The following is a 25,368-nucleotide window of genomic DNA, read 5'->3' as shown; positions in this document are numbered from 1 at the left end:
GGACGCTTTATGGAACAGGATGATCGTCTGCTCAACGCTATGTTTGAGATGTGCAACCACAAAAATCCCCTCAATGACGGGCAACGCGAATGGCATATCGCCGATATTCCCGGCCTGCTGCGCGAAGAACGCTATGACGAACTGGACGAACGCTACAACCAGGCGCTGACGGAGAGCTTTACCAGCCGCGAAGCGGAAAAGCGCTATTTCTTCGCCTGGAATCAAATGGACAACCCTTTTTACGATATGGACACGCTGGTTGAGGCTGGGCCGCAAGGATTAGCGCTGATCAAAAACTGGCAGCGCGCTCGTCCCCGCTCCACTCACGCCTGGCTTGCCGAGGCGCAATACTGGAATCACCGTGCGTGGCTTTACCGCAGCTATGGCTGGGCGAGAGAAACCACCCGAGCGATGTGGATCTGCGCCGCCGCCTGCAACGAACGGATGGTCATCGCCGCGCTCAATGCTATCGACTGTGAACCGCGCCAGTGGATGGCGGCGGCCCTGACCAGTACCAACTCCAAAGTCTTCGGCCAGCCCGACTGGCTGGTTGAGTTCCTCGAGGGCGCGGATGTTGCCGGGCAGCCATTAATGGAAGATCTGGCTGAATATCATCGCCATTCACCGCAGGAGGTGGACGCGCTGATGGCCCATTCCGGGCTGTCGTTTGCCGACGCGGTTTGCCCAAATTTGCCGCGCCCGTCCGTGCTGCCGGAGTGCAATGACGATGCCGGGCAAAAATACTGGCTCGCCGTCTGCCTGGCTATTTTCCCGACGGCATTTTACGTGCTGGATGAATATATCCCGTTTCGTATGCCACGCTGGAGAGGGTCTCACGAGGAGATCCGCGAATTTCTGGAATCAAGCGTATGCGATCACCTTTCTGCCGCAGAACGTGAACATCTGGAGCTATTGATCTGGTGGGACGATCACCGCGATCTGCGCATCAAAGAGGTTGACTCCCCGGCAGAACAGGAACGTATTATCGCCAAAGCCGAAGAGATTAGCCTGCGAGCGCATATTCAGGAATCTCGCCACAACGCGCTGGAGTGGCTGCGGGTCTGCTATAGCGATCTGGACGATAATGACGCGCTCTGGCGAACCCTTCAGCGTTCGATCGTGGAAAAAGTTAAGTTCAACAATTACTTCTCTGATGACACGATAAAGTTCGCCCTGCGCGATTTTCCTGACACCTGGTGGATGTATAATTTTCTCTGTCAGAATGCGCAGCAAACGGAATTCGCAGTGCCGAAAATCCGTCGTGGCTACTTTCAGTACGCCGGGTTATTGGGTTTCGAAAAGGATGAGGCGCAAGGCCTCGCCTGGCTCGATAGCGTCGCCGACATTCAATATAACCATAACTGGCGGGCGGCGATTAAAAATTTCGACTGGTTCGGGCTCCCGGAACATTTTGTGCCGCTGGCAGAGCTGGGCGCACAAAGAAATATACCCGCCGCGCTAAACCTGCTGGGCCTTGAACACAATAATAAAGAGAACAACGGCCTACTACCTTACGATCCTGCCATCGCGTTAGGGTATTTTCAGCGCGCGGCGGAGATTTTGCACCGGCAGTTAGCGCTGCGCGAGAGCACCCCGTACAAATTAATAGATAACGGAGGCTATACCGACTATGAAAATGACCTGCAAAATATTCATTTCAGCATCGGCATCTGCAACCAGCGTCTGAGTAAACAAGAACCTGATACCGAAAAACGTTCCGCTTATGAAAAAGAACTGCTCGATAATCTCTGGCTGGCGCATCAGTACGGGCATAAAGAGGCCTGGGGCTTGTTCCTGCTGAATATTTTTGAAGTGAAGGATATTACGCTGGCGCATAAGCATCTGGAACTGGTGCAACAAGAGGCCAACAAAGGCACGCTACACGCTATGGTGACCCTATCGCGCCTGCACGGTAATAAACACGATCGAACGCTGTTTAATATGAAGCTAAGCGCACGCTGGGCGCATTTTGCCTTCACGCTTTACCCGGATAATGAAATCGTTATGGACTGCCTGGACCACCTGCATTTCGATTCTTTCTGGAAACGCTTCCGATTCGCGTGGTATACCGTCCGCATCCCGAATTCAGAGCTGCCGGGACAGGTCAACTCAATGGTGTAAGGTGTTGATAATACAAAGAAAATCTCTATTTCTTTGCGCCCTGCTTCTACTCTGCGCCACCGCCAGGGCTGAAATTACGGAGCAGCAGATCGAGGCCGACTGCGCAAAAATTCCAGTTTTGGCCAGCCAGGGCGAACAGCTTTACAAGACCCAAAAATATGCCAAAGCGCGCGACGCTTTTGAACAGCAGGCCGCATGGAGCGAAAGCTGCGCCCTTGACGACAGCGCCATCGCGACGGCCTACAACAACGTGGCGCTAACCTGGATACGCGAAGGCGAGTGGCGTAAAGCCCGCGCCTGGCTGATGCTAAGGCCGAATGATAGCAAGTCGATCTACAACCTGAAACTGATCAAAGATAAGCAATCGGCCCTGCCGCCACCGGTTTTTGCGGCGGGTGAATACTGGCGCTATGCCGGGCGCGCCTCCTGGAACGTGCTTAGCGTGAAGGCATTACCCACCCCATCACGCTATCAGGTTAATTTTCAGGGTTACTGGTTCGGTTTAATGGGGATCTACTTCGGCCCCAATATCGGCGAGTTCTCCGCAACGGTAACGCTGGAAAACGATAAAACCATCGTGGCGCTTCGGGAAGGCGATGATATTCACTGCGACATTTCGCTGGCTTTTTCTTCTGAAACCATTGATGCCAGCACCGATACGTTTGTGGACTGCGGTTTTGGCGCAAATGTCCGCGCCGACGGGCACTATCTGCGCGTTGAATAAATCTGGCGCGGAAACTGAAATTTTATGATTAACCTGAGATCAGTTGAAATTAACAATCTATTTATAATTCTCATAACGTTCCTCATTCTTTCCTGCTATCCATATTACCTTAACACCTCCATTACAATTATTCATGTCGTAAGCATGGTATATTTAACGCTCGCTTCTTTTTTTTACCCTGTGATACTTCATTTCTGGATATCAATTTGAACCGACCATTTTCCATTTGATATTGTTCCTTTATATAAATCTGAGGCGCCTGATCTTTAAACTTTATAGTTACAAGATGACCATCTTTGCTGTCCTCATACCACCTATATATAACACAACTATCAATGCTTATTGTGTAATCCTGGCGGATGACAAAATCAGAAAAACGCACGATATCTTCATAAGCAAAAAAGCTACTAAGCAATAAAGCATCCACCAGGTTTCCTTTTGCATCATAACTATTTATTTGTACATTAAGCAATAACGTATCAGACTCTCCAATTTTATTATAAATTATCAATTTGTAAGTATTACCATCATGTTTAAAGTACCCTAATTCATAATAACGGACACCATCACCAATATACGGAGAAAGAAAATTCTCACCTTTTACCGGCACCTTAATTTCCTGTTGATTAAATAAGTTAGTTTTCTCTTTATATTCACCTGGTAATTTTAACTCCATTACATTATCATCGGAATTAATATCCTTATAATAACAAGCCAATTGCGTAAACTGCGTGGAATCAACAGGAAGAACCAATTTCTTACTCTTTTGATTATTACAACCAACACTTGTTAAAATGATGCTAAGCAACATTACCGAACGCAGGAAATATAAAGAAAAAGTTAATCTATAATTATTCATAATCGGCATTAATATTGGGTTATATGTTGAAAACTATATAATAAAATATTGTCATCATGCATTATTGTATTTTTCAATTAAACACTCATGATATGATTGCTAAATAAGCGTCAATTATTAAGATGTGCAGATGACGGTGTTGATACCAATTTTTAGCGTTTTTGCTGTATCGCGCACGTCAGCACCATTGAAGGCCATATCAACAATATGGTATTTAACGCCGAGCGTACGGGCTTCACAGGTATAAGACAACTGGAAAACACGTCTACATGACCGGCAACGAAAGCGCTCATGCCGGGCAGAACTATGACCATGACGATAAATTTCATCTGAAAGGCAACGGGGCAATGAATGGCAACAGTAACCATAGAAAACCTAAAATAACAGTACATACCATAAATTCTATCGATTGAAGGCATTACCCCCTGCATCCTCCACAAAACGTTGCCCCGGAGGATGGAGCTCGTTTACAAAACACCACATTATTCACACTTTATTCTTTCTCTACTATTTAAAGAACTTCCAAATTCATAAAAATAGTTCATATTAGTGATATAATCATGATAATTATCATCATTTAACTCACGTTCCTTCTGCATAACTAACGAAAACAATTCGCTGTCAGACTTAACATCATAGCAACCATGAACTGACATCACAGATAACAAATATATAATTGTCATTTTTTCAAAAGAACTATTTGTGGTTGAAAGTTTGTCTCTCAATAGAGGAATAGCCTTCGATCCCATAGGGGCAATACCATCAGCCATCCATAATGGATATGGTCTTTTAGCACGCGTACCATAATAATAAAAATCATACCTTTTATCTAAAGGCAATCCCTTCATATACACCAAAACATCCTGGATAGAGTGCCCGTTGAGGGTACTCCTGACATATTCAGGAATGGAAGACTGGCAAGCTGTTATCGCCGCAACGAATGATATGACCATAATTATAGAGAAAAATTTTTTTGACATAAATTATCACCTGCATCAGTTATTTTTTTCATATCATATTTTATTTTATTCCCTGTCGCATAGGCATCCTTTTCAAAACCAATATTTCAAAGTCAGAAAAAATGCACGGCACGATAAGAACATTAGCTGGTATCGGACAATCAATCACTATCACTAAATTTGCGTCATTACCGGACTCTACATATTTAAATAAATACCGTCATGGTGTTCCAAAATTCCTCCAAGCCAGAGCATGTTCCTTAGATTTTACTCCCAATAACCCCTCTATTTCCCCCCATAAATATTGATTGGCGTCTGTCGATGTAACTATTGCCTCAACAAGACCTGTTGCTATGGCAGTAGCTAATTCATCATTATCTGAAGTTATTCCATCTTCAATATATTTAAACAATAACTCTTTTTTAACACAATCAAGTTCAGAAAATATCGCCACCAAAGACTTACCAATCTGCGAAAATAGCATAATCAACGGTGACTCATCAGGAATCCAATACTCATTAACGGACCCAATTGTTTCTGATATAGAGTCCGAAAAAGAACTAAATTTATCCACATAGTCAGCAATAATTTTATCCATTACTCTCCCCTTAAAGCTCGCTGTAAATCTTTCAATATATTCTCTGCCGCCGACCTTCTCACCAGCAGACAATTCATAAAGCACAGCATCCGCAGTGCTTCTGCAAATAGTCCCATTTTAGTTCAATGCATTTTTTGAGAGCCCGGCCAGATTGACCCTGGTTGAGTTATATCCATTTCTTGTTTGGACCAACATCCCCCCCAATGCTCTACTTTTCCATCAGAATATGGTCACAGTGGCAAAGGTGGAGTTTTCTCTCCGGCTCATGGTGTGGCTCCAGTTGCCCCGTCATCTGCTCCGGCGTCAGCCCGTCCCTCTTGACCAAGATTAACATAACTCATTGATAATAAAAACATTTACCTCATAGCTAATTCTTTAATTTTTCCAGTTCTTGTAGCTTGTTTTGAGCACCTATATCACCATTTTTTGAAGCCAATCCCATCCAATAAATAGCTTTGTCCAAATCATAATACTTTGAAAAGGCTGGATTTGTATTGGATAAATAAATACCATAATTATATTGAGCTATGATATTTCCTTGAGATGCAGATATCTCCAAATACCTTAATTGTTCGTCAATGTTATTTATGGTGAAGCAATAATATTGATATAATCGAAATGATGCTTCCGAGTCTCCATCTTTCGATTTGTTTTCAAGCTCGAATTTTTGCTCATCCGTTAGATTATAGATGGTGGAAGTAGATTCCGACCTCCATTTATTATCGTCTTTAGACTTAGCCATTTTGCCACCAAATGTGTAAAATGATACTATTAACATTATAAATATAATAACAAATCGCATTTATTTCCTCATCATATAAATTTATTTTATATCGCCTGGTTTCTGAAGCGTTCCAGTGGTCGTTGATACGGGTTTAATCCCCCCATAAGCCCTATCGGATCCTGTATGATATTCCTCCTTTGCAGCAAATCATACCATCGACATCAGTTGTAATCTCGACACCAGATAATTTTATATCTCATTAGCAGTAGCACAGATAGACTATTATTCACAAACATTTTCTTTTATTTTTTTATCGATTCATTAATTTTGTCTATAATACGTTCATCTCTAAATTCATTTAATAGTTCATTTAGAATAGGAAGCAATTCTTTACTCCCGGCATTCCCGGCTGCAATAATAATTTCATCAAAAATCACACCTTTCTTAAGTTCTTTAATTATGGTTTCCAGAACACGTTCATCCTTTCTCTCTGCCAGACCTGATATAACCTCAATTCTTATATCATCATTCGTATCCAATAACATCCCCACAAACTCCTCTCTGATATCCTCGGTGTCATATTGATTGAAATTTATAGAAAATGCAGCCCAATTCTTCACGTCGCTATTATTATCACGAAGTAAACATAGCAATAAAGGTATTGTCGAGTTATCATTAATATTTGATAGTGCTGCTGCAATTGCACATCGAACATTTGCCGATTTATCATGAATTACTTTAGTGCATAAATTAATAAATTTCTTTTCGAAATGTTTGTCTTTTTTACAAAAATACCCTAACGCATTGATAATAGAGGCTCTTATCAAGACTGATTTATTGAGTTGGAACATGTTTTCTAAAAAACAAAAAGATTTTCGCAGTTTCTCATATGACATGGTCATTTGACTTAAAATAGTAACTCCAATTTTCTTTTAATAGTTATCCCTGGAATGACAAAGATTCATGGATAAATTAAAAACATCGTCTCCACTTAATATTTGCAGGCAAAATATAGCAGCTTTTCTTTTTAAGGTGTCATTATCATACAAAATAGGAGTGAGTTGTTCTATGGTGTAGTTTTTATACTTTTCATATAGAAAAATCTCTCTTCTTTCTTTTTTTTGTTTGTATTTTTCAATAACTTTCATAACGATTATCACTTGGTAATTTTATCTTTGGATTGCCGTGAATGTTTGCATCCCCATGCCTTCATGGTGTACTTGTCTCCAGTGCAGTAAATCTACATCTGCAATTAACTCTTCGAGCATCTCACATCGACCAGGTTTCTTACCTGTACTTTGCCCTCGCTCACTTATTAATGAATCAACCAGCTTCTGTATTCCTGTGTTAGCTTGATTAGGCGCGGGTGAGTATGAACGGCAGCGGGCCGGGCGGCGTGAAGTCGATCTCACCCGGCAGCACCTTCGCCCCCGGCAGCGGGTTTATCGGCTCGCCGGACGTCATTCCACCCGGACATACCGAACACGCCACGCCTGTCGGCGCGCCTCTCAGCACTCCCGCTGAACCCTGGACTATCGGGCCGCCTTTTGCTGTCATATCATTCTGGCGCGCCGCTGGTTTTCCGCTCACATTCCACTCCTTTCATTATTTTTAATTATAAGCTCATATAACCATATCGATTGCAGAAAATAGTCACCTGTATTGCCAGTAGCTATTTTTACGTGTTAATTTTAACTTTTGCTTATTTCTTTCAAATTCACCAATCAACCAACCACCTTGTAATATTTCCCCATCGAACCTACCTCTGTCATAAGTATTTGTTGGCAGATTGAATGAGATATTATTTCCACTAACATTTAATGGAACAATTACTGGAATTGATGGCTCCCCCTCGCTATACTGAAACATAGCCCAGTAACCTTTATTTGAGTATCCAATTATAATTTCCGTACCTAATACATCTCCCGTTATCTTATGAAAGGAAAGATCAGTATATATACCCGTTATTGGCCATTCTCTCTCCCCACTCTCAACCCTCTGTTATTTTAGTTCTTCCAGCCTTAATAACTCAGTTTTAGCCTCAGTATGACCATGCGCTGCTGCCAATTTCATCCAATAAATTGCCTTGTTTAAATCATAATATTTTGAATATGGGCCATTTTTACATGATAGAAATATTCCATAAGCATATTCGGCCATAATATTATTATGGGATGCTGCTATTGCTAAGTAGCGCATTTGTTCATCAGCGTCATAATTAGAGAATGAATAATACTTATACAACCGAAAGGCTGCCTCAGCGTCTCCGTTTATAGATTTAGTTTCAAGTTTCGACCTCTCATCATCACTCAAACAATAAATCGAATGAGTAGACTCTCCACTATATTTACCTGCTTTTTTTTCATTATCAGAATTATACATTCCTCCTCCACATGCCTGACAAAAAAAGATATAGAGACTAAACAGTATAACTGCTTGTGTTTTTTTATAATTGTACATCATTTCTTTATCTCTGAGGGCTTCTCAACTCACTTTTAACAGATGAGATCTCGTTACCATCGGGACCAAATGTCACCCAATTCCCCCTATCTTTCTCATCAAGTACAGTAGGATGTCCACGAGTCCATGGCTGAGAATCAGTTGGTGCTGTTAATACACTATCCATTTGAGGAATACCAGAATTATCATTTTCCCACCATACACTCCAAAGAGTATCCGGCCCAGTCACATTCACGTTAAGCTCTTTCGCCAACTGGCTAGCAAAAGATCCTTCTCCACCTTTAGCTATATTGCAAGAAATCAACTTAATCGGTTTGCCTTTTCTATAATTCCGATCTTTCCTGATCATGTCCGCCAATTTTTTCACATCTACAGGGTTACCTGAAGCATCTTCAACATATAAAGGACTGCCATGTACTCCAACAGTGAAAACCCCGGGAATTGTAATATGATCGGCTATATCATGAATATATTGATTTTCAGGGAATAAATTTATATTGACTAACCCCAGAGGATCTATATTTACGACCGGATTGAGCGGGTAAGTATAAGGATTTAATCCCCCGGACAGCCCTATCGGATCCTGCGTAATATATCTTCCCTGCCCCGGATTATAGTAACGGTGCCGGTTATAATACAGCCCCGATTCCTCATCATATTGCTGCCCCGGCAGCCGTATCACCTGCTCCAGGTACGCCGGATTTTCCTCACCCGACAGGTTCCCTATTCACCATATTTCCGCACGTCGACAAAGTTATCTTAAATCTCAGATCAGTCATGCCTATAGATTGTGTACCATGCGAAACATCGAGCCAACCTATCTGGAATATATGGAACATGATCTTTTACCCATTTTTCTATATTTTTTTCCTCTGATATTTCAGCCGCACCACTCCATATTGTGATAAAATCATCCTTAAACTCATCTCCAGAATAAAAAACAAACGCCTCATCGGCACCATATGTTTCTATATAGACGATTGAACTATTTTGCTCTTTAAAAAATTCAAGTATATTTAATCGTTCTGTTTTTAGTTGCCTTTTGATATTATTTTGCAAAGAATCTCTTTGTGCAGCACTCAATTTATCAGACATATTAGTACATGGTGTTTTTGCAAATGAAAAACCACAAGCCAGGCAAAATACTAACGTACATTTAAGTATATTTATTCTTATCCATCTCATTATCTCACATCCCCAAATTTCATATTCACCCGATTTTATTATTTCAAAAAAGCTCTTGACATTTCCCCTTCTTATCCTGCAATCATCCTCGTTCATCGCCACATCCAAACGCCAATGCAATTTATTTTCCACATCCCAATGGCTTCTCATCGCATTAGCAAATTTTTCTGCTGTTAAATCTTCTGAACATATATAATATCTCACCCAACATTTCCGGTTCTTTCTTTCCGCTACGTTTCTCTGAACGAAAAGATACCGTCACACATAGTTTTTTAACCCTTCCATTCAAATGTAAAATCAATTATCTCATCCGGAACATCACTGACAATATGAGTCACATGTTATTTAACATTAAATGAGAAATATATTTCTTTGTAATCTTTAAATAAGGGTGAATCCCCTACGCCCATAAAAATGAACATTATGTTTGTTGATGATAATGCCACCTCTGCCTGAATGCACTGTTCTATCAGGGAAAGATCATAACAACCATAACTCAAAAATTAATTTATGAATTTAGTAATAACGCAACATTAATCTGTAAAATCCAGCACTGACTTGTATTTAAAAAGTTGTATTTAACGTGCTAAATATACGATTCTTGGTTATTTTATTCTTTATCCCGGTGTGTACAAAAATATACTTTCATACTCTCGTCATGATGCTGAAGGTTAAATTTAATTCATTTTAAAAGGCTAAAACCCGGATGAAGTTCTACCTCGTCACCAAATCAATTTGCCACCACCACCTATATAACTCCGGCCTGGATATGGAAGTATAAACATGTCATCACATTTTTCCCTGGAACACCCCCAGTATATCGTTTCCTTACCATCGGACCATTCTGCCGTGGCAGCAGCATTAATAGAAAAATGCCACTTTTTCTTATTATAAATCAACTCACCCGTTATTTCACAAGGAAACCAGAGCCAAAATCCAGTCATGGTATCACTCATTTCCTTATATTTATCACTTAACAAAAATATTTTTTCTATCTGACTTGCATTTAAAACCCATTTATTGCATAAGTTTCTATCCCCAGGCTCTTTATTATAAGGACTCATATAATGGGACTGATTTATTTTTAATATCTTCATATCAGCAAAACAATAACTCACAGAGGATAAAAATAGAATCACAAAAATAATCACATTATTCGATTTCATATTAACACTCTATCCAGAGTCGAACACATACCTTTGTCGTTTAGCCGAGCGGCGGCGGGCATATAGTTTTCCTCATTATATATTGATGTGATTTTGTATCATTGCAATTATAATATTAAAGTTACCTTACTCAGTTTAGTAAAAAAAGGCAGAACATGTTTGACGTCAATATTATTCAACACTTCTATGAAGAAGTACAAATTCAAACTAACAGTTTGCACTTGCTTTTTGAATAAATAATGAGAAATTTTTTATCTGACTTGTTCTTTGCCCTAATTACTACAAACCCGTGAGTTTGTACTCGATTTTACATTATTGTCGATAGTCAGGAATTATTGATATATAATTCAGTAAATTTGACAAATTCGTTTCAGAATGACCTTGCTTTTATGTGAACTTCATTCATTTTTCAAACCGTCTCATATAATCTTTTCATGCAAATTTTCTTGTCATACACATTGAAAACATATAACAAAAATATGTTCACGACATATCCAATTAATATTTCATACCATCATTAACTTCATCATCATAATTTATCAAATATAGAATTATTTTAGTGTGATACGTTTGAGTGGCAACCACTCACCAGGTTGAGAATATGAAAACATTTTCCCTTTTATATAATATGCTTTTCCTTTATTGCTTATCTCAAATTGCGGTGATGGATATGGACATGCATTTTCCTCGTCGCCGTTATAGTATAATGCCAAAACACCAGAATTGATTTTTAAAGAGTAGTCACCAATGCATGTTATCCCCGCATGCCAGGTTGTCATGGATAAAGAAGCACGATTATTTTTACTATCTATCTTTAAATTATATTGTAAAAAAACCTGACTCCCATCATTTAACTGCTCGCCAAGTTCCTCGACTCTAAAGTTACCATCCCATTGAGTTTGAGTAATCGCAAAAGAATTTGCGCACCATAAGCAAGGAAAAATAAATAGATATTTTATAAAATCGCTCATACCACTAACCCCTGATTTAATATGTAGAAGGTATCAATTCAGTATTCAGCATTGTCACACTATACACAAAATCACTCAAGTTGCATCAAGGCGGCAATGATTTGCTATTGCGCAATGCGTAAAAACATCAAGAAAAATATATTTTCATAATAAAATCTACTAATAAGTAGATTAAATGGATTCCATCTTATCAATACGTATTTATCATTTTCTGTTCAACTTCAACCTGATTTCCTCTTAATACTGAGTATCGTCTGCGATCGTTAATTCTACCTCTGATGATATCTCGTTAAAAAATAACGCTACCGCCATACCCTGGTTTACAAACCTGCACCCCCTAAGATTACTCTCTTATCTGCATTAAGAATATCATTGTGTTTTTTTTCGGAATATATAAAGATTCCCCATAGTGGATACATAACGTGAGCCAAATTAGTCAAAGACGGGATCACTGACGCTATAATAAGTCAAATGACCTTTTGTATTTTCTTTAATGCATGTTGCCGAGGTGATTTCACCTTTATTTTTTAGTGAATTAGTTTCATATTCAGGAAATGCTTTATTTAAATTCTGAATATTGAGGGGGTGCCATAACATCCTGATAGCAGAAAGATATAAATAAGCAGCTATTTACCCTGATTAAACATATATGCCTCACGCACTACAATCTTCCGTGACCAAATCCAGCAGCGTTAAACTCCACCCTTTGCCCAAGCCATGAAGTTCGCTCAGATGAAAAATCAAACCATCACCCCATTTTTTCGGCACTGCCACCACTCGCTCTGATTGCAGCTCAAGCCGCCTGGCGTTTGCTATACGGGTATCCGACGCCTGATCCCCACTATCCGCTCCATTCACCATGCTAAACGTCAGCAGCGCATTATTAGTACCGGTATAGCTGACAAAAAAACCGGCGTGATCCCATCCCTTTTCACAAACGTACTCAGCCTCCGTGTGGTGATCAAATTCCTTATCCACAGGAATATGCTCTGAAAACCAACCTACCTGCCCCAACAGGTAGTTAAAACCGGGTATCGGCTTATTAATATCAAAACTTTTCATCCACTCATAATCATGCCCAGCCCCAATTCGGTACAGCACATACATCCCAACTTTTTTATCAATCAGGGCATTAATTTTCGCGTTGTCTCGCTGCTGAAAAGCGATAATCACCTGTCTTGCCGTCTCTTCAAACGACGGAGCGGCACAAACGGGATGCGCGACCATTCCCAGCAAACTCAACGCGATGGCCGTGCGGCTCATTTTCATCATTGGCTCTCCATTAACATCCGGTGTTCTATTAGCGCCAATATACTCTCGCAATATTTACTCGGCCTGTCCGTAAGCGTACAATGCCCGCCCTTAAAGTGAGGACTCTCCTCAAGCCGCCTCATCAGGTGAGGCGGATCTGACCTGTCATCAGAACGAGAAAATGATGTTTAAACCAGAACTTCTTTCGCCGGCGGGAACGCTGAAAAATATGCGTTACGCTTTCGCTTACGGTGCCGATGCCGTCTATGCGGGCCAACCGCGCTACTCTTTACGCGTGCGTAATAACGAATTCAATCACGAAAATTTGCAGCTTGGCATCAACGAAGCCCACGCGCTCGGAAAAAAATTCTACGTGGTGGTGAACATCGCCCCGCATAACGCCAAGCTCAAAACCTTTATCCGTGACCTGAAACCCGTCGTCGAGATGGGCCCGGATGCGCTGATCATGTCCGATCCAGGGTTGATTATGCTGGTACGCGAGCACTTCCCGGCAATGCCGATTCACCTGTCGGTACAGGCTAACGCCGTAAACTGGGCGACGGTAAAATTCTGGCAGCAGATGGGGCTGACCCGTGTGATTCTCTCCCGCGAGCTGTCGCTGGAAGAGATTGAGGAAATTCGCCAGCAGGTGCCGGATATGGAAATAGAAATTTTCGTCCACGGCGCGCTATGCATGGCCTATTCCGGCCGCTGCCTGCTTTCCGGCTACATCAATAAACGCGATCCGAATCAGGGCACCTGCACCAATGCCTGCCGTTGGGAATATAACGTGCAGGAAGGAAAAGAAGACGTTGTCGGCAACATCGTGCATAAGCACGAACCGATTCCGGTACAGAACGTTGAGCCGACGCTCGGTATCGGCGCGCCGACGGATAAAGTGTTTATGATAGAAGAGGCCCAAAGACCGGGCGAATACATGACCGCGTTCGAAGACGAGCATGGCACCTATATCATGAACTCAAAAGATTTGCGCGCTATCGCCCACGTGGAGCGCCTGACGAAAATGGGCGTCCACTCGCTGAAAATCGAAGGCCGCACCAAATCCTTTTATTACTGCGCCCGTACCGCGCAGGTCTACCGTAAGGCTATCGACGACGCCGCCGCGGGTAAACCTTTCGACCCTACGCTGCTGGAAACGCTGGAAGGTCTGGCTCATCGCGGCTATACCGAAGGTTTCCTGCGTCGCCATACGCACGACGATTACCAGAATTACGAGTACGGGTACTCCGTTTCCGAACGCCAGCAATTTGTCGGCGAGTTCACCGGCGAGCGTAAAGGCCAACTGGCGGCCGTGGCGGTGAAAAATAAATTCTCCGTTGGCGATAGTCTGGAGCTGATGACACCGCAGGGAAATATCAATTTCACCCTGGAACAGATGGAGAACGCCAAAGGCGACGCTATGCCGGTGGCGCCTGGCGATGGCTATACCGTCTGGATGCCCGTCCCGCAGGACGTTACGCTGGATTACGCACTATTGATGCGTAATTTCTCAGGCGAATCAACGCGTAACCCCCATGCTAAGTAGTTAATTGCGGTTATTTTTTCATGGCGGGAAGATTCTTAGAAATTGATCACATACCGCTTCGCTCAATGCGGGTATTATTCAACGCGCTGAAAAACATAACCCATAAATGCTAGCTGTACCAGGAACCACCTCCTTGGCCTGCGTAATCTCCCTTACGCAGGCTTATTTTTTGCGTATAATCAATAAAAAAGTAGTACTTCCCGCCATATCCAAAAATTGACCACACTAACCAAAGCGCAAATGGGCGCTTAGGTTTAGAGACCTCCCCTATTCATGGCCAGCCAGCAAGTCACAATCCTCCCCGCATCCGGTCAGACTCAGGACTTAGCATTCTGACGTTTACGTTTAACATCAGTGAATTAAATCAATAACTGCTTTGTGAGAACTTACACAAAAAGTTTCCAGGTTATTAAATTAAGGTTAAAAACTGATAATTTAAGCGTGTAAAAATATGGCACGTTTTAATGTCGCTTTTACAAGGATTAAAATAATGTTTTCCCGGATTAGAGGTTTGATTTCATGTCAAAGTAATACTCAAACCATCGCACCTACGCTCAGTCCACCTTCATCAGGCCATGTAAGTTTTGCTGGGGTTGATTATCCTCTATTACCACTAGATCACCAAACGCCGCTCGTTTTTCAGTGGTTTGAACGCAATCCAGATAGATTTGGTCAAAACGAAATTCCCATTATCAATACGCAGAAAAACCCTTATCTTAATAATATTATCAATGCTGCTATAATAGAAAAAGAAAGAATTATTGGTATTTTCGTTGATGGCGATTTTAGCAAGGGACAAAGAAAAGCATTGGCAAAATTGGAACAAAATTATAGAAACATAAAGATTATTTATAATTCTGACCTTAATTATAGCATGTATGATAAAAAGTTAACGACGATTTATTTAGAAAACATCACCAAACTGGAAGCTCAGTCAGCAAGTGAACGAGATGAGGTCTTGCTTAACGGGGTAAAAAAAAGCCTGGAAGATGTCTTGAAAAACAATCCTGAGGAAACGCTTATTTCATCTCATAATAAAGACAAAGGTCACTTATGGTTTGACTTCTACAGAAATCTTTTCCTGCTAAAAGGAAGCGATGCCTTTCTGGAAGCTGGTAAACCTGGTTGCCATCATTTGCAACCAGGCGGCGGTTGCATATATCTTGATGCAGATATGTTACTTACTGATAAACTCGGCACGTTGTATTTACCTGATGGTATCGCTATCCATGTAAGTCGTAAAGATAATCATGTTAGCCTTGAAAATGGAATTATTGCTGTTAACCGCAGCGAGCATCCAGCATTAATAAAAGGACTCGAAATTATGCACAGTAAACCTTATGGCGATCCCTATAATGATTGGCTCAGTAAAGGGTTGAGGCATTATTTTGACGGTTCTCATATACAAGATTATAACGCATTTTGCGATTTCATTGAATTTAAACACGAAAATATCATTATGAACACAAGCAGTTTAACTGCCAGTTCTTGGAGGTAATCATGATAGCCTTGTTTTACTCACCCTTCCCACCGTCACGTATAATCGGTATCCAGATTTATTCCTTTATCCTGTAAAATGTGATACAGATTCTCCATTGATCTAATAACTACCTCAATTTCACATTCAAGTTTCTCTACAGAACTTTCATTGAGTGAGAAGTTGAGAGCCAGTAATAATGATTGGGAGTTATTATCATAACACAAATGTGGTCCATTATTCTCTGCAAACCATAAATTAGCATTGAGAAATTCAAAAGCAAGATTATTATTATCCGGAGGTCTTCCACAAAAACCGTATATCATTATATACTCGCTGTTAGTGCTTGTTAGTAAGATACGGTAACGGTTATCTATAATAAATGAGCATAATCTGTTTTCGTCAAAGACAATTGAATCGGCATTTAATTTTAGTGAAAACTGTCTTAATAAGCAATCGGCTCTTGAATACATAACACCCCATACTCTATTTAAAGAGTTTCTATATAAGCCATAAGCCTCTGGTCTGGACGCTTAACACCCCGTGTCATCGTCAGAATTCGTCTTTTCCCTATGACTTGCTGTGTTTGCTCATTTATGGCCAGGCTGGCCGGGTTCTGACGCCATTTGCGCTAAGGTATAGTCCGGCGCATATTCCCATCATACCAATTCCCCCCATGCCAAACGATGCGCCTAAAACCGTCAGAGCGGTAGTATATGCAGCACCACTACTGACACTGGCGACAGCCCCTGAGCATACCCCACTGAAAATACCTGTAAACAATGCCGTGGTTCCCACGCATATTAAACATCTGGGTTTATTGCCGTAAGCGTTAAACTCAACGATTTCAGCTGCCGGACTTTCTTCATTACACCGTTCAGAAGGGGGGAGCAATGGCGTTTGCGCATTCACGCCCGAAGTGACATTCATATAAACCTCTTCATGCACATGCCTGTTTATGTTTATGAAAAAAGCGATATCTCAGGCAACGGTACGACTATAAGACACCGCGCTAAGTCATCATCTAAATAGGTTTTATTTGATAACAAGAATAGTGTACTGCTAATAGTGCGCCTTGTTCCTGCCAAAGCAGTCTAAAGAACATTTCGATTTTATGCTATTAAAAAGTATGTTTGGTAATAAATATCAGGTTTTTATCTGATATTATGAAGTTTGAAATTAATACTGATAACTGACGTATGTTCGTCTTGTTAATTCTCCGTTTCGTTATCAAAGGCGCTATATCGGAAAGCGTCTGACTACCCCTTGTGATTTCCTTACACTCTCACAAGCGCTACTCAATGCGCATACCGGCATCTCTCTTGTCGCCATTTGCCTTAAACCATGCTTCGCTTACCGCTGCGTACAGCAGGAAAAAAAACGGTAAAGCAATAAGTGCGCAACATTTCAATTTTCATCCTGTTCTGACCTCGCTTTTTCATTTCTGCTATACACTTTCTGGAGATTGTTGTTCAACCTATTAAGGCATAACGGATGGCTAACTTTCCCGCCAGCTTACTGATCCTCAATGGCAAAAGCGCTGATAACCAGCCGCTACGTGAGGCCATTACTCTACTTCGCGACGAAGGTATACAGATTCACGTTCGGGTAACCTGGGAAAAAGGCGACGCGCAGCGTTACGTTGATGAAGCCCGTAGACTGGGCGTTGAAACGGTGATTGCCGGCGGCGGAGACGGTACCATTAATGAAGTGTCGACCGCGCTCATCCAGATCCGCGACGGCGTAGCCCCTGCACTGGGCCTTTTGCCGCTCGGCACTGCCAACGATTTTGCCACCAGCGCCGGTATTCCTGAAGCGCTGGACAAAGCGCTGAAACTGGCGATTGCCGGAAACGCGATGGAAATTGATATGGCCAGGGTCAATGATAAAACCTGTTTTATCAATATGGCGACGGGCGGTTTTGGCACCCGCATTACCACTGAAACGCCGGAAAAACTTAAAGCCGCGTTGGGCGGCGTCTCCTATCTTATTCACGGTCTGATGAGAATGGATACGCTGACCCCTGACCGCTGCGAAATACGTGGCGAAAACTTTCACTGGCAGGGAGATGCGCTGGTGATCGGCATCGGCAACGGTCGTCAGGCCGGCGGCGGGCAGCAATTATGTCCCACCGCGCTGATTAACGACGGGCTGTTACAGCTACGAATTTTTACCGGCGAAGAGCTACTTCCGGCGCTGTTTTCCACGCTCACGCAGTCAGATGACAATCCGAATATTATTGACGGCGCCTCGGCGTGGTTTGATATTCATGCGCCGCATGAAATCACGTTCAATCTGGATGGCGAACCACTCAGCGGGCAAGAATTTCATATTGAGGTGCTGCCTGGCGCATTACGCTGTCGGCTGCCGCCAGACTGCCCGTTACTACGTTAATAACACCTGTCGCTGGCCGGATGCGCTCACATCCGGCTTTTCTTCGTTGAACTCAGGCGATGGTGACTTTGCTATCCAGATAGACATCCTGTACGGCGTTAATCAACTTCACGCCATCAGCCATCGATTTCTTAAAAGCTTTACGTCCCAGAATTAGCCCCATTCCACCGGCTCGTTTGTTGATCACCGCGGTACGAACCGCGTCGCCGAGGTCAGTGTCGCCGCCGTCCGCGCCGCCGGAGTTGATAAGCCCGGCGCGTCCCATATAGCAGTTCGCCAACTGGTAACGTACCAAATCAATCGGGTTATCGCTGGTCAGTTTGCTGTACACGCGATCGTCGGTATAGCCGAAGTTGACCGCTTTATAACCGCCATTATTCTCGGCCATTTTCTGTTTCACAATATCCGCGCCAATCGTAGCGGCCAGATGGTTGGCTTGCCCCGTCAGGTCAGCGGATACATGGTAATCGACGCCGTCTTTTTTAAAGGAAGAATTACGCAGGTAAGCCCACAATACGGTCACCATACCCAGCTCATGCGCACGCTCAAAAGCGGCGGAGATCTCTTCAATCTGGCGACGGGACTGTTCCGAACCGAAATAGATCGTCGCGCCTACCGCCACGGCGCCCATATTGAACGCCTGCTCAACGCTGGCGTACAGGGTCTGATCGTACTCTGTCGGATAGCTCAATGTTTCGTTGTGATTCAGTTTGACCAAAAACGGAATACGGTGCGCATAGCGCCGTGAAACCGAGGCCAGTACGCCGTAGGTAGAGGCCACGCAGTTACAGCCGGCCTCAATCGCCAATTCAACAATGTTTTTTGGGTCAAAGTAGCGCGGGTTGGCCGCAAAAGAGGCGCCGGCGGAGTGCTCCACTCCCTGATCGACGGGCAGTATCGAAAGGTATCCTGTTCCCGCCAGGCGTCCAGTATTATAGAGCGTCTGCATATTACGCAGAACGGCTGGTGGACGATTATTGTCAATCATCACCCGGTCAACGTAATCCTTGCCGGGTAGATAAAGCTGATCGGAAGGAATGGTCATACAACGATGCTGTAAAAGGCTGTCGGCGTCTTTGCCAAGCAACTGCGCAATATCAGTCATAGCTATGCTCCCGTAAGTTCCGATAGGGTATCGGAAGGTGAATAGTCCTGCCCCGCAGATTGCGGGTCGCAATAAGCCTGGTACTGACCGACCATTTTTGCCAACTTTAGCGCATTTTTTCGGCGCTATCTGCTGACTCGATTCACGTCCGAAAAAGTGTTAGATCGGTCAAAATTAATGCTCAATGGTATTTAAAAGGTATTATTAAATGGTATTGTCGTGGCGTACCTTACCTGTCATGAAGGATTCAAAAATGAAAACGACCTTTAAACTGTCGTTCATGATGTTCGTGGAGTGGTTTATCTGGGGCGCCTGGTTCGTCCCCCTGTGGCTATGGCTAAATAAAAGCGGGTTTTCCGCCGGTGAAATAGGCTGGTCTTATGCCTGTACCGCCATTGCGGCGATCCTGTCGCCGATTCTGGTCGGCTCCGTTACCGACCGTTTTTTCTCGGCGCAAAAAGTCCTGGCGGTACTGATGTTTGCAGGCGCCGTGCTGATGTATTTCGCGGCGCAGCAAACCACCTTTGCCGGATTCTTTCCGCTGCTTCTGGCCTATTCATTGACCTATATGCCGACCATCGCGCTGACAAACAGCATTGCCTTCGCTAACGTACCGGACGTTGAACGCGATTTTCCACGCATTCGCGTTATGGGAACCATTGGGTGGATTGCCTCCGGCCTCGCCTGTGGATTCCTGCCGCAAATGTTAGGCTATAACGATATTTCTCCCACCAACATTCCACTGCTCATAACCGCCGCAAGTTCAGCGTTGCTGGGCGTCTTTGCGTTCTGTCTGCCAGACACGCCGCCAAAAAGCACCGGCAAGATGGATATTAAAGTGATGCTGGGGCTGGATGCGCTGATCCTGCTGCGCGATAAAAACTTTCTCGTTTTCTTCTTCTGTTCCTTCCTGTTTGCGATGCCGCTGGCCTTCTACTACATCTTCGCTAACGGCTATCTGACGGAAGTGGGAATGAAGAACGCCACCGGCTGGATGACGCTCGGCCAGTTCTCTGAAATCTTCTTTATGCTGGCGCTGCCCTTTTTCACCAAGCGCTTTGGTATTAAAAAGGTATTATTGCTTGGTCTTGTTACCGCTGCGATCCGCTACGGCTTTTTTGTCTATGGCGGCGCGGAAACGTACTTCACTTACGCCCTGCTGTTCCTCGGTATTTTGCTGCACGGCGTAAGTTACGATTTCTACTACGTCACCGCCTACATTTATGTCGATAAAAAAGCGCCGGTTCATATGCGTACCGCTGCGCAAGGGCTTATCACCCTCTGCTGTCAGGGATTCGGCAGCCTGCTGGGCTATCGTCTCGGCGGCGTGATGATGGAAAAAATGTTTGCTTATCCGCAACCGGTTAACGGTCTGACATTCAACTGGGCGGGCATGTGGACGTTTGGCGCAGTGATGATTGCCGTCATCGCGCTACTGTTTATGATTTTCTTTCGCGAATCGGACAAAGAGATCACTGCTATTGACGATCGCGATATTGCGTTGACACAAGGGGAAGTAAAATGAAAGCAGAACGTATTCTCGGTGCTCTTTACGGGCAAGCGTTAGGGGATGCGATGGGAATGCCCTCTGAGCTGTGGCCGAGAACGCGCGTCAAAGCGCATTTCGGCTGGATTGACCGCTTTCTGCCCGGCCCAAAAGAGAATAATGCCGCCTGCTATTTTAATCGCGCGGAGTTTACGGACGATACCGCAATGGCGCTCTGCCTGGCCGACGCGCTACTCGAATGCGAAGGCAACATTGATCCCGAGATTATTGGACGTAACATCCTCGCCTGGGCGGAACGCTTTGATGCGTTCAATAAAAATGTACTCGGCCCGACGTCAAAAATTGCGCTGAATGCGATTCGCGACGGCAAACCCATCGCGGCGCTGGAAAATAACGGCGTGACTAACGGCGCGGCCATGCGCGTTTCGCCGTTGGGCTGCCTGTTACCGCCAACTAACCTGACAGCCTTTATAGCAGAAGTAGCGTTAGCCTCCAGCCCGACGCATAAATCCGATCTGGCGGTGGCTGGCGCCGTGGTTGTCGCCTGGGCCGTCTCGCGAGCGGTTAACGGCGACACGTGGCAAAGTATTGCCGACTCGCTCCCCGCCGTCGCCCATCAGGCGCAGACAGCGCGTATTACCACGTTTAGCGCCTCGCTATCGGCACGTCTGGAACTGGCGCTAAACATTGTCCGCCGCGCCGACGGCGTCGAATCTGCCAGCGAACAGCTCTATCAGATCATCGGCGCGGGAACCAGCACCATTGAATCGGTTCCCTGCGCTATCGCCATGGTGGAACTGGCGAATACCGATCCTAACCGCTGTGCCGTGCTGTGCGCTAACCTCGGCGGCGATACCGACACTATCGGCGCGATGGCCACCGCCATTTGCGGCGCGTTGCACGGGGTAAGCGCCATTAACCCCCAGTTAAAGCAAACGCTGGACGAGGTTAATCAGCTGGATTTTGCGCGCTATGCCGTTGCGCTGGCGAGTTATCGTCAACGGCGGGAGGCACTATGAACGGCGCACGGTTGCTGACATTATTACCGACCCTGCATACCCGGCGTCCGCTCACCGTTATCGGCGCAGCAGTGATCGATATCATTGCCGACGCCTGGACGTTGCCGCGTCGCGGAGGCGATATTGAACTGCAACAACAGAGCGTCAATGTCGGCGGCTGTGCGCTGAATATTGCCGTGGCGTTGAAACGACTGGGGATTGACGCCAGCAATGCGCTGCCGCTGGGCCAGGGCGTGTGGGCGGAGAGGATTCGCCGCCGTCTGGCAAAAGAGGGATTATCCAGCGTGATTGACGCGGTTGAAGGAGATAACGGCTGGTGTCTGGCGTTAGTCGAACCGGATGGCGAACGCACGTTTATGTCTTTTAGCGGCGTGGAAAACCAGTGGAATGCGGACTGGCTGTCGCAGCTCAGGACACCGCGGGGCAGTCTTGTCTACCTGTCCGGCTATCAACTGGCCTCGTCCTGTGGCGAACCACTGATCCAGTGGCTGGAAACCGTCGACGATGTAACGCCTTTTATCGATTTTGGCCCACGAATCGGCGATATTACAGAAGATGCAATGGCGCGCATTATGGCCTGCCGGCCCATCGTCTCCCTCAATCGCCAGGAAGCCATCATCGCTGCGGAACGCGCCGGGCTTGCGACCGATACGCGCACTTTCGGCGAAGCATGGGTAAACCGCTTTTCCGCGCCGCTGGTGGTGCGCCACGATAAAGACGGAGCGTGGTATTTTAGCGCGCAATCTTCCGGCGTTGTGCCAGCGTTTCCGGCAACCGTGGTGGATACCATCGGCGCGGGCGACAGCCATGCTGGCGGCGTGCTGGCAGGACTGGCGTCAGGCTGGTCGCTCGCGGATGCCGTACTGCTGGGAAATGCGGTGGCGAGCTGGGTGGTCGGGCATCGCGGCGGCGACTGCGCGCCCACGCGCGAGGCGCTACTCCTCGCACACAAAAACGTATAGGTCGCTACGACAATAACTGATGCTGTATTCAATAGGCCGCTGCTGCTGATCGAGCGCCACCTGCTTAATCACCAGCACCGGCACTTTACCATCCATTTGAATATGCGACTGAAACTCATCATCCGGCATCCGGGCGCTGACGCGAGATCGGGTACGCTGAGGGTAAATGTGCTGGCGACGAAAATAGTCATACAGAGAAATACCAATCGCGTCGACATCATGAATCAGATGCGCGGGCACCCAGGACTCTTCAATCGATACCGCGTCCTCATCAACATAACGAATGCGTTTGAGTAAAAAGACGTCGCTGCCTGCGGGGATCGCCAGGTGCTGCGCGACCTCATCCGGACAACTTACCACGCGTTTGTTAACCCATAGCGTATCCGGTTTTTTGCCGCGCAAGACAACCTGCTGAGAAAATCCCCGCGCCTCTTTCAGGGAATATTCAAAGATATTATTGATTTGCGTACCGTAGCCGCGGGCGCGCGTGACGACACCCTCTTCTTCCAGCGCCTGCATCGCTTTTCGTACCGTGATGCGCGAGACGCCGGTAAGCTGGCTGAGATCGCGTTCGCCAGGCAAAATATTACCGTGCTCAAGAATACCGCTGCGCACGGCATCCTTTACCGTCTGGGCGAATTTCATGTATAGCGGCGTATTATCCGCCGCTGAAATTCGTTCATTCAGTTGCGCGATGAGCCGGGTATGCGCTTGTTCCATTTATCTTTCCTGACGACGGGTCTGTAGGCAGTATACTACCACCACGCGTGGAAATGATGTACCGGACCAATGCCCTTCCCCACTTCCAGCGTGTCCGCCTGCGCCAGCGCCGCCGAAAGCCATGCCTTCGCCTCGTTTACCGTCTCTCCCCAACTGCGATGCCGGGGCCGTAACGCCGCCAGCGCCGCCGACAGCGTACAGCCCGTCCCATGCGTATTTTTGGTGTTCACACGCGGCGCGCTAAAACGCTGCTCGCCCTCGCGGGTAAAGAGCCAGTCCGGGCTTTGCGCATCCTCTAAATGCCCGCCTTTCATCAATACCGCCTCACACCCCATCGCCAGTAACGCCCGCCCCTGCGCCAGCATCTCCTGTTCCGTACGCGCATGGGGCGCATCCAGTAATGCTGCGGCTTCCGGCAAATTAGGCGTAATCAGCGATACCTGCGGCAACAGCCGGACGCGTAATGTTTCTATCGCAGAGGGCGAGAGCAGCGGATCGCCGCTTTTCGCCAGCATCACCGTATCCAGCACCACATTACGTACATGATGGCGCTGTAACCGTTCCGCCACGGCCTCGACAATATCGGTTTCCGCCAGCATCCCGATTTTCGTGGTATCAATGCGCACATCGCTGAACACGGAATCAAGTTGAGCGGCGACAAAGTCCGGCTCTATCCGGTACACCGACTGTACGCCACAGGTATTTTGCGCCACCAGCGCGGTGATGACCGAACAGCCATATGCGCCCAGCGCGGAAAAGGTCTTGAGATCCGCCTGGATACCGGCCCCGCCGCTGGGATCGGTGCCGGCAATCGTCAGCGCGTTAATTCGTTGCATTGGCCGCCTCCACATCCAGATGATAGAGCGCATCAAGAAAAGCCGGGATGAAGCTGCCCGGTCCTTCGCTACGCTCTGCCGCGGCCTGTCCAGCCAGTTTCATCCAGCAGCAAGCCGAAGCGACATTGTCCAGCGCGGCGCCCGGTAACGCGCAACTGGCGGCGGCGACCGCCGACAACGCGCAGCCGGTGCCTACAATGCGAGTCATTAACGGATCGCCGCCGGGAATGCTCAGCGTGCGCTGACCGTTAGTGACGTAATCTACCTCTCCGGTAACCACAACGATGCAGTCTATCTGACGCGCCAGCGCCTGCGCCGCAGGCAGTGCGGCCAACGCCGCCTCGGTGGTATCTACGCCACGTCCGCCCAGCGCCATGCCGGATAACGCCAGGATTTCCGAGGCGTTGCCGCGTATTGCCGCCGGGCGCAGGGACAAGAGATCCAGGCAAAATCGCCGACGAAATTCCAGCGCGCCCACCGCGACAGGATCAAGCGTCCACGGCGTTTTGGCATCATAAGCGCTTTCTACCGCCGCACGCATCGCGTCAGCGCGTGAGGCAGTTAATGTTCCGACATTAATCAGCAAGGCGTTGGCGATGGCGGCAAACGGTCTGGCCTCGACAGGATCAATCACCATGGCGGGTGAAGCGCCCAGCGCCAGCAACGTATTGGCGGTAAACGTTTGTACGACGTCATTCGTCATACAGTGCGTAAGCGGGGAGAGCGCGCGAAAGTGTTTTAACGTATGCGCCGCAAGCGTGCGGCAGTGCAGGTCAGGCTGCAT

General features: G+C 45.9%; 26 protein-coding genes and 4 pseudogenes. 8 read left to right on the top strand and 22 right to left on the bottom strand.

Annotated features, from left to right (window positions below):
* Positions 1–9 precede the first annotated feature (9 nt).
* Both HU143_RS08500 and HU143_RS08495 read left to right on the top strand, forming a co-directional pair.
* Positions 10–2,121 (top strand): DUF4034 domain-containing protein, encoded by a 2,112-nt coding sequence (locus tag HU143_RS08500; RefSeq protein WP_023226706.1) that lies wholly within the window; start codon positions 10–12, stop codon positions 2,119–2,121.
* 4 nt (positions 2,122–2,125) lie between these two features.
* Positions 2,126–2,845, top strand: coding sequence for a tetratricopeptide repeat protein (locus HU143_RS08495; protein WP_000586678.1), 720 nt, complete (start codon positions 2,126–2,128; stop codon positions 2,843–2,845).
* Positions 2,846–2,972: 127 nt separating this feature from the next.
* Here HU143_RS08495 and HU143_RS08490 read toward each other — a convergent pair whose 3' ends face one another.
* The 16 genes and pseudogenes from HU143_RS08490 to HU143_RS08415 form a co-directional block, all read right to left on the bottom strand.
* On the bottom strand, positions 2,973–3,713 hold the full coding sequence (locus HU143_RS08490; RefSeq protein ID WP_024148154.1) for a hypothetical protein: 741 nt from the start codon (positions 3,711–3,713) through the stop codon (positions 2,973–2,975).
* Between the two features lie 114 nt (positions 3,714–3,827).
* Positions 3,828–4,072: pseudogene (locus HU143_RS08485) on the bottom strand (IS1 family transposase); the annotation flags it as partial.
* Between the two features lie 114 nt (positions 4,073–4,186).
* Positions 4,187–4,684: a hypothetical protein gene (locus tag HU143_RS08480; protein ID WP_023226708.1), complete on the bottom strand. Its 498-nt coding sequence runs from the start codon at positions 4,682–4,684 to the stop codon at positions 4,187–4,189.
* Positions 4,685–4,883: 199 nt separating this feature from the next.
* The gene (locus HU143_RS08475) at positions 4,884–5,261 is read right to left on the bottom strand and encodes a hypothetical protein (RefSeq protein ID WP_024148155.1); all 378 of its coding nucleotides are present in this window, start codon (positions 5,259–5,261) and stop codon (positions 4,884–4,886) included.
* Between the two features lie 367 nt (positions 5,262–5,628).
* Positions 5,629–6,063 carry a sel1 repeat family protein gene (locus HU143_RS08470; protein WP_001540397.1) on the bottom strand — a complete coding sequence of 145 codons (435 nt, stop codon included), beginning with the start codon at positions 6,061–6,063 and terminating at the stop codon, positions 5,629–5,631.
* Positions 6,064–6,287: 224 nt separating this feature from the next.
* The gene (locus HU143_RS08465; protein WP_229025474.1) at positions 6,288–6,881 is read right to left on the bottom strand and encodes a HEAT repeat domain-containing protein; all 594 of its coding nucleotides are present in this window, start codon (positions 6,879–6,881) and stop codon (positions 6,288–6,290) included.
* Positions 6,882–6,917: 36 nt separating this feature from the next.
* Complete coding sequence (locus tag HU143_RS08460; RefSeq protein ID WP_089541750.1) at positions 6,918–7,133, bottom strand: hypothetical protein; 216 nt, start codon at positions 7,131–7,133, stop codon at positions 6,918–6,920.
* 21 nt (positions 7,134–7,154) lie between these two features.
* Entirely contained in the window at positions 7,155–7,397 is a 243-nt protein-coding gene (locus tag HU143_RS24825) for a polymorphic toxin type 34 domain-containing protein (RefSeq protein WP_071787772.1), read from the bottom strand.
* Positions 7,348–7,575, bottom strand: a pseudogene (locus HU143_RS08450) (type IV secretion protein Rhs); the annotation flags it as partial. The pseudogene HU143_RS08450 and the gene HU143_RS24825, both read right to left, overlap by 50 nt.
* Before the next feature lie 63 nt (positions 7,576–7,638).
* On the bottom strand, positions 7,639–7,854 hold the full coding sequence (locus HU143_RS08445) for a hypothetical protein (protein WP_174565076.1): 216 nt from the start codon (positions 7,852–7,854) through the stop codon (positions 7,639–7,641).
* Positions 7,855–7,986: 132 nt separating this feature from the next.
* The gene (locus HU143_RS08440; protein WP_049823359.1) at positions 7,987–8,367 is read right to left on the bottom strand and encodes a sel1 repeat family protein; all 381 of its coding nucleotides are present in this window, start codon (positions 8,365–8,367) and stop codon (positions 7,987–7,989) included.
* 85 nt (positions 8,368–8,452) lie between these two features.
* Positions 8,453–9,169: pseudogene (locus HU143_RS24485) on the bottom strand (RHS repeat-associated core domain-containing protein); the annotation flags it as partial.
* A gap of 416 nt (positions 9,170–9,585) precedes the next feature.
* Positions 9,586–9,962: pseudogene (locus HU143_RS08430) on the bottom strand (ISAs1 family transposase); the annotation flags it as partial.
* 390 nt (positions 9,963–10,352) lie between these two features.
* A complete protein-coding gene (locus HU143_RS08425; RefSeq protein ID WP_023226714.1) occupies positions 10,353–10,796 on the bottom strand; it encodes a hypothetical protein in 444 nt (147 codons plus the stop codon).
* 551 nt (positions 10,797–11,347) lie between these two features.
* Positions 11,348–11,767 carry a hypothetical protein gene (locus tag HU143_RS08420; protein WP_001589493.1) on the bottom strand — a complete coding sequence of 140 codons (420 nt, stop codon included), beginning with the start codon at positions 11,765–11,767 and terminating at the stop codon, positions 11,348–11,350.
* Positions 11,768–12,421: 654 nt separating this feature from the next.
* Positions 12,422–13,039, bottom strand: coding sequence for a hypothetical protein (locus tag HU143_RS08415; RefSeq protein WP_000977165.1), 618 nt, complete (start codon positions 13,037–13,039; stop codon positions 12,422–12,424).
* 163 nt (positions 13,040–13,202) lie between these two features.
* On the opposite strand from HU143_RS08415, the gene yegQ reads away from it, so the two are divergent.
* Positions 13,203–14,564 (top strand): tRNA 5-hydroxyuridine modification protein YegQ, encoded by a 1,362-nt coding sequence (gene yegQ, locus HU143_RS08410; RefSeq protein ID WP_001517981.1) that lies wholly within the window; start codon positions 13,203–13,205, stop codon positions 14,562–14,564.
* Positions 14,565–15,015: 451 nt separating this feature from the next.
* Positions 15,016–16,062 (top strand): type III secretion system effector arginine glycosyltransferase SseK2, encoded by a 1,047-nt coding sequence (sseK2, locus tag HU143_RS08405; RefSeq protein ID WP_077909966.1) that lies wholly within the window; start codon positions 15,016–15,018, stop codon positions 16,060–16,062.
* 35 nt (positions 16,063–16,097) lie between these two features.
* Here the strand turns inward: sseK2 and HU143_RS08400 are convergent, their stop codons facing one another.
* Positions 16,098–16,514 carry a CesT family type III secretion system chaperone gene (locus tag HU143_RS08400; protein ID WP_023226715.1) on the bottom strand — a complete coding sequence of 139 codons (417 nt, stop codon included), beginning with the start codon at positions 16,512–16,514 and terminating at the stop codon, positions 16,098–16,100.
* 121 nt (positions 16,515–16,635) lie between these two features.
* Complete coding sequence (gene steD / locus HU143_RS08395; protein WP_001581073.1) at positions 16,636–16,971, bottom strand: type III secretion system effector SteD; 336 nt, start codon at positions 16,969–16,971, stop codon at positions 16,636–16,638.
* 564 nt (positions 16,972–17,535) lie between these two features.
* On the opposite strand from steD, the gene yegS reads away from it, so the two are divergent.
* Positions 17,536–18,435 carry a lipid kinase YegS gene (gene yegS / locus HU143_RS08390; RefSeq protein WP_001273393.1) on the top strand — a complete coding sequence of 300 codons (900 nt, stop codon included), beginning with the start codon at positions 17,536–17,538 and terminating at the stop codon, positions 18,433–18,435.
* A gap of 52 nt (positions 18,436–18,487) precedes the next feature.
* Here yegS and fbaB read toward each other — a convergent pair whose 3' ends face one another.
* A complete protein-coding gene (gene fbaB / locus HU143_RS08385) occupies positions 18,488–19,540 on the bottom strand; it encodes a class I fructose-bisphosphate aldolase (protein ID WP_000129590.1) in 1,053 nt (350 codons plus the stop codon).
* 253 nt (positions 19,541–19,793) lie between these two features.
* On the opposite strand from fbaB, the gene HU143_RS08380 reads away from it, so the two are divergent.
* Genes HU143_RS08380 through HU143_RS08370 form a run of 3 tightly spaced genes read left to right on the top strand, consistent with a single transcriptional unit; the run spans position 19,794 to position 23,028 of the window.
* On the top strand, positions 19,794–21,065 hold the full coding sequence (locus tag HU143_RS08380) for a nucleoside permease (RefSeq protein WP_000858688.1): 1,272 nt from the start codon (positions 19,794–19,796) through the stop codon (positions 21,063–21,065).
* Entirely contained in the window at positions 21,062–22,066 is a 1,005-nt protein-coding gene (locus tag HU143_RS08375; protein WP_023226716.1) for an ADP-ribosylglycohydrolase family protein, read from the top strand. Before HU143_RS08380 ends, HU143_RS08375 begins: the two co-directional genes overlap by 4 nt.
* Entirely contained in the window at positions 22,063–23,028 is a 966-nt protein-coding gene (locus tag HU143_RS08370) for a PfkB family carbohydrate kinase (RefSeq protein WP_023226717.1), read from the top strand. The genes HU143_RS08375 and HU143_RS08370 overlap by 4 nt, the downstream gene beginning before the upstream one ends.
* Here HU143_RS08370 and HU143_RS08365 read toward each other — a convergent pair.
* From HU143_RS08365 to thiM, 3 genes are read right to left on the bottom strand one after another with little or no spacing between them, the layout of a single operon-like run.
* Positions 23,002–23,748, bottom strand: a complete 747-nt coding sequence (locus tag HU143_RS08365) for a GntR family transcriptional regulator (protein ID WP_000434062.1) — start codon at positions 23,746–23,748, stop codon at positions 23,002–23,004. The genes HU143_RS08370 and HU143_RS08365 overlap by 27 nt on opposite strands.
* A gap of 35 nt (positions 23,749–23,783) precedes the next feature.
* A complete protein-coding gene (gene thiD, locus HU143_RS08360; protein WP_001188957.1) occupies positions 23,784–24,584 on the bottom strand; it encodes a bifunctional hydroxymethylpyrimidine kinase/phosphomethylpyrimidine kinase in 801 nt (266 codons plus the stop codon).
* Complete coding sequence (thiM, locus tag HU143_RS08355; protein WP_023226718.1) at positions 24,571–25,368, bottom strand: hydroxyethylthiazole kinase; 798 nt, start codon at positions 25,366–25,368, stop codon at positions 24,571–24,573. The genes thiD and thiM overlap by 14 nt, the downstream gene beginning before the upstream one ends.

It is taken from the genome of Salmonella sp. SJTUF14076 (genome assembly GCF_015534835.1).
GTDB classification, from domain to species: domain Bacteria; phylum Pseudomonadota; class Gammaproteobacteria; order Enterobacterales; family Enterobacteriaceae; genus Salmonella; species Salmonella enterica.
Note: the sequence above shows the minus strand (reverse complement) of the source record. Positions and strands in the feature narration are given on the sequence as shown.

Bases quoted from the DNA above. Each gene is read 5' to 3' on its own strand.
- HU143_RS08470 (WP_001540397.1), bottom strand. From the start codon at position 6,063: ATGCGATTTGTTATTATATTTATAATGTTAATAGTATCATTTTACACA.
- HU143_RS08375 (WP_023226716.1), top strand. From the start codon at position 21,062: ATGAAAGCAGAACGTATTCTCGGTGCTCTTTACGGGCAAGCGTTAGGG.
- HU143_RS08460 (WP_089541750.1), bottom strand. From the start codon at position 7,133: ATGAAAGTTATTGAAAAATACAAACAAAAAAAAGAAAGAAGAGAGATT.
- HU143_RS08425 (WP_023226714.1), bottom strand. From the start codon at position 10,796: ATGAAATCGAATAATGTGATTATTTTTGTGATTCTATTTTTATCCTCT.
- steD (WP_001581073.1), bottom strand. From the start codon at position 16,971: ATGAATGTCACTTCGGGCGTGAATGCGCAAACGCCATTGCTCCCCCCT.
- HU143_RS08400 (WP_023226715.1), bottom strand. From the start codon at position 16,514: ATGTATTCAAGAGCCGATTGCTTATTAAGACAGTTTTCACTAAAATTA.
- HU143_RS08480 (WP_023226708.1), bottom strand. From the start codon at position 4,684: ATGTCAAAAAAATTTTTCTCTATAATTATGGTCATATCATTCGTTGCG.
- HU143_RS08365 (WP_000434062.1), bottom strand. From the start codon at position 23,748: ATGGAACAAGCGCATACCCGGCTCATCGCGCAACTGAATGAACGAATT.
- HU143_RS08420 (WP_001589493.1), bottom strand. From the start codon at position 11,767: ATGAGCGATTTTATAAAATATCTATTTATTTTTCCTTGCTTATGGTGC.
- HU143_RS08370 (WP_023226717.1), top strand. From the start codon at position 22,063: ATGAACGGCGCACGGTTGCTGACATTATTACCGACCCTGCATACCCGG.
- HU143_RS08440 (WP_049823359.1), bottom strand. From the start codon at position 8,367: ATGTATAATTCTGATAATGAAAAAAAAGCAGGTAAATATAGTGGAGAG.
- HU143_RS08415 (WP_000977165.1), bottom strand. From the start codon at position 13,039: ATGATGAAAATGAGCCGCACGGCCATCGCGTTGAGTTTGCTGGGAATG.
- fbaB (WP_000129590.1), bottom strand. From the start codon at position 19,540: ATGACTGATATTGCGCAGTTGCTTGGCAAAGACGCCGACAGCCTTTTA.
- thiD (WP_001188957.1), bottom strand. From the start codon at position 24,584: ATGCAACGAATTAACGCGCTGACGATTGCCGGCACCGATCCCAGCGGC.
- HU143_RS08490 (WP_024148154.1), bottom strand. From the start codon at position 3,713: ATGCCGATTATGAATAATTATAGATTAACTTTTTCTTTATATTTCCTG.
- sseK2 (WP_077909966.1), top strand. From the start codon at position 15,016: ATGGCACGTTTTAATGTCGCTTTTACAAGGATTAAAATAATGTTTTCC.
- HU143_RS08445 (WP_174565076.1), bottom strand. From the start codon at position 7,854: ATGTTTCAGTATAGCGAGGGGGAGCCATCAATTCCAGTAATTGTTCCA.
- HU143_RS08465 (WP_229025474.1), bottom strand. From the start codon at position 6,881: ATGTCATATGAGAAACTGCGAAAATCTTTTTGTTTTTTAGAAAACATG.
- HU143_RS08380 (WP_000858688.1), top strand. From the start codon at position 19,794: ATGAAAACGACCTTTAAACTGTCGTTCATGATGTTCGTGGAGTGGTTT.
- HU143_RS08475 (WP_024148155.1), bottom strand. From the start codon at position 5,261: ATGGATAAAATTATTGCTGACTATGTGGATAAATTTAGTTCTTTTTCG.
- yegS (WP_001273393.1), top strand. From the start codon at position 17,536: ATGGCTAACTTTCCCGCCAGCTTACTGATCCTCAATGGCAAAAGCGCT.
- yegQ (WP_001517981.1), top strand. From the start codon at position 13,203: ATGTTTAAACCAGAACTTCTTTCGCCGGCGGGAACGCTGAAAAATATG.
- HU143_RS08500 (WP_023226706.1), top strand. From the start codon at position 10: ATGGAACAGGATGATCGTCTGCTCAACGCTATGTTTGAGATGTGCAAC.
- thiM (WP_023226718.1), bottom strand. From the start codon at position 25,368: ATGCAGCCTGACCTGCACTGCCGCACGCTTGCGGCGCATACGTTAAAA.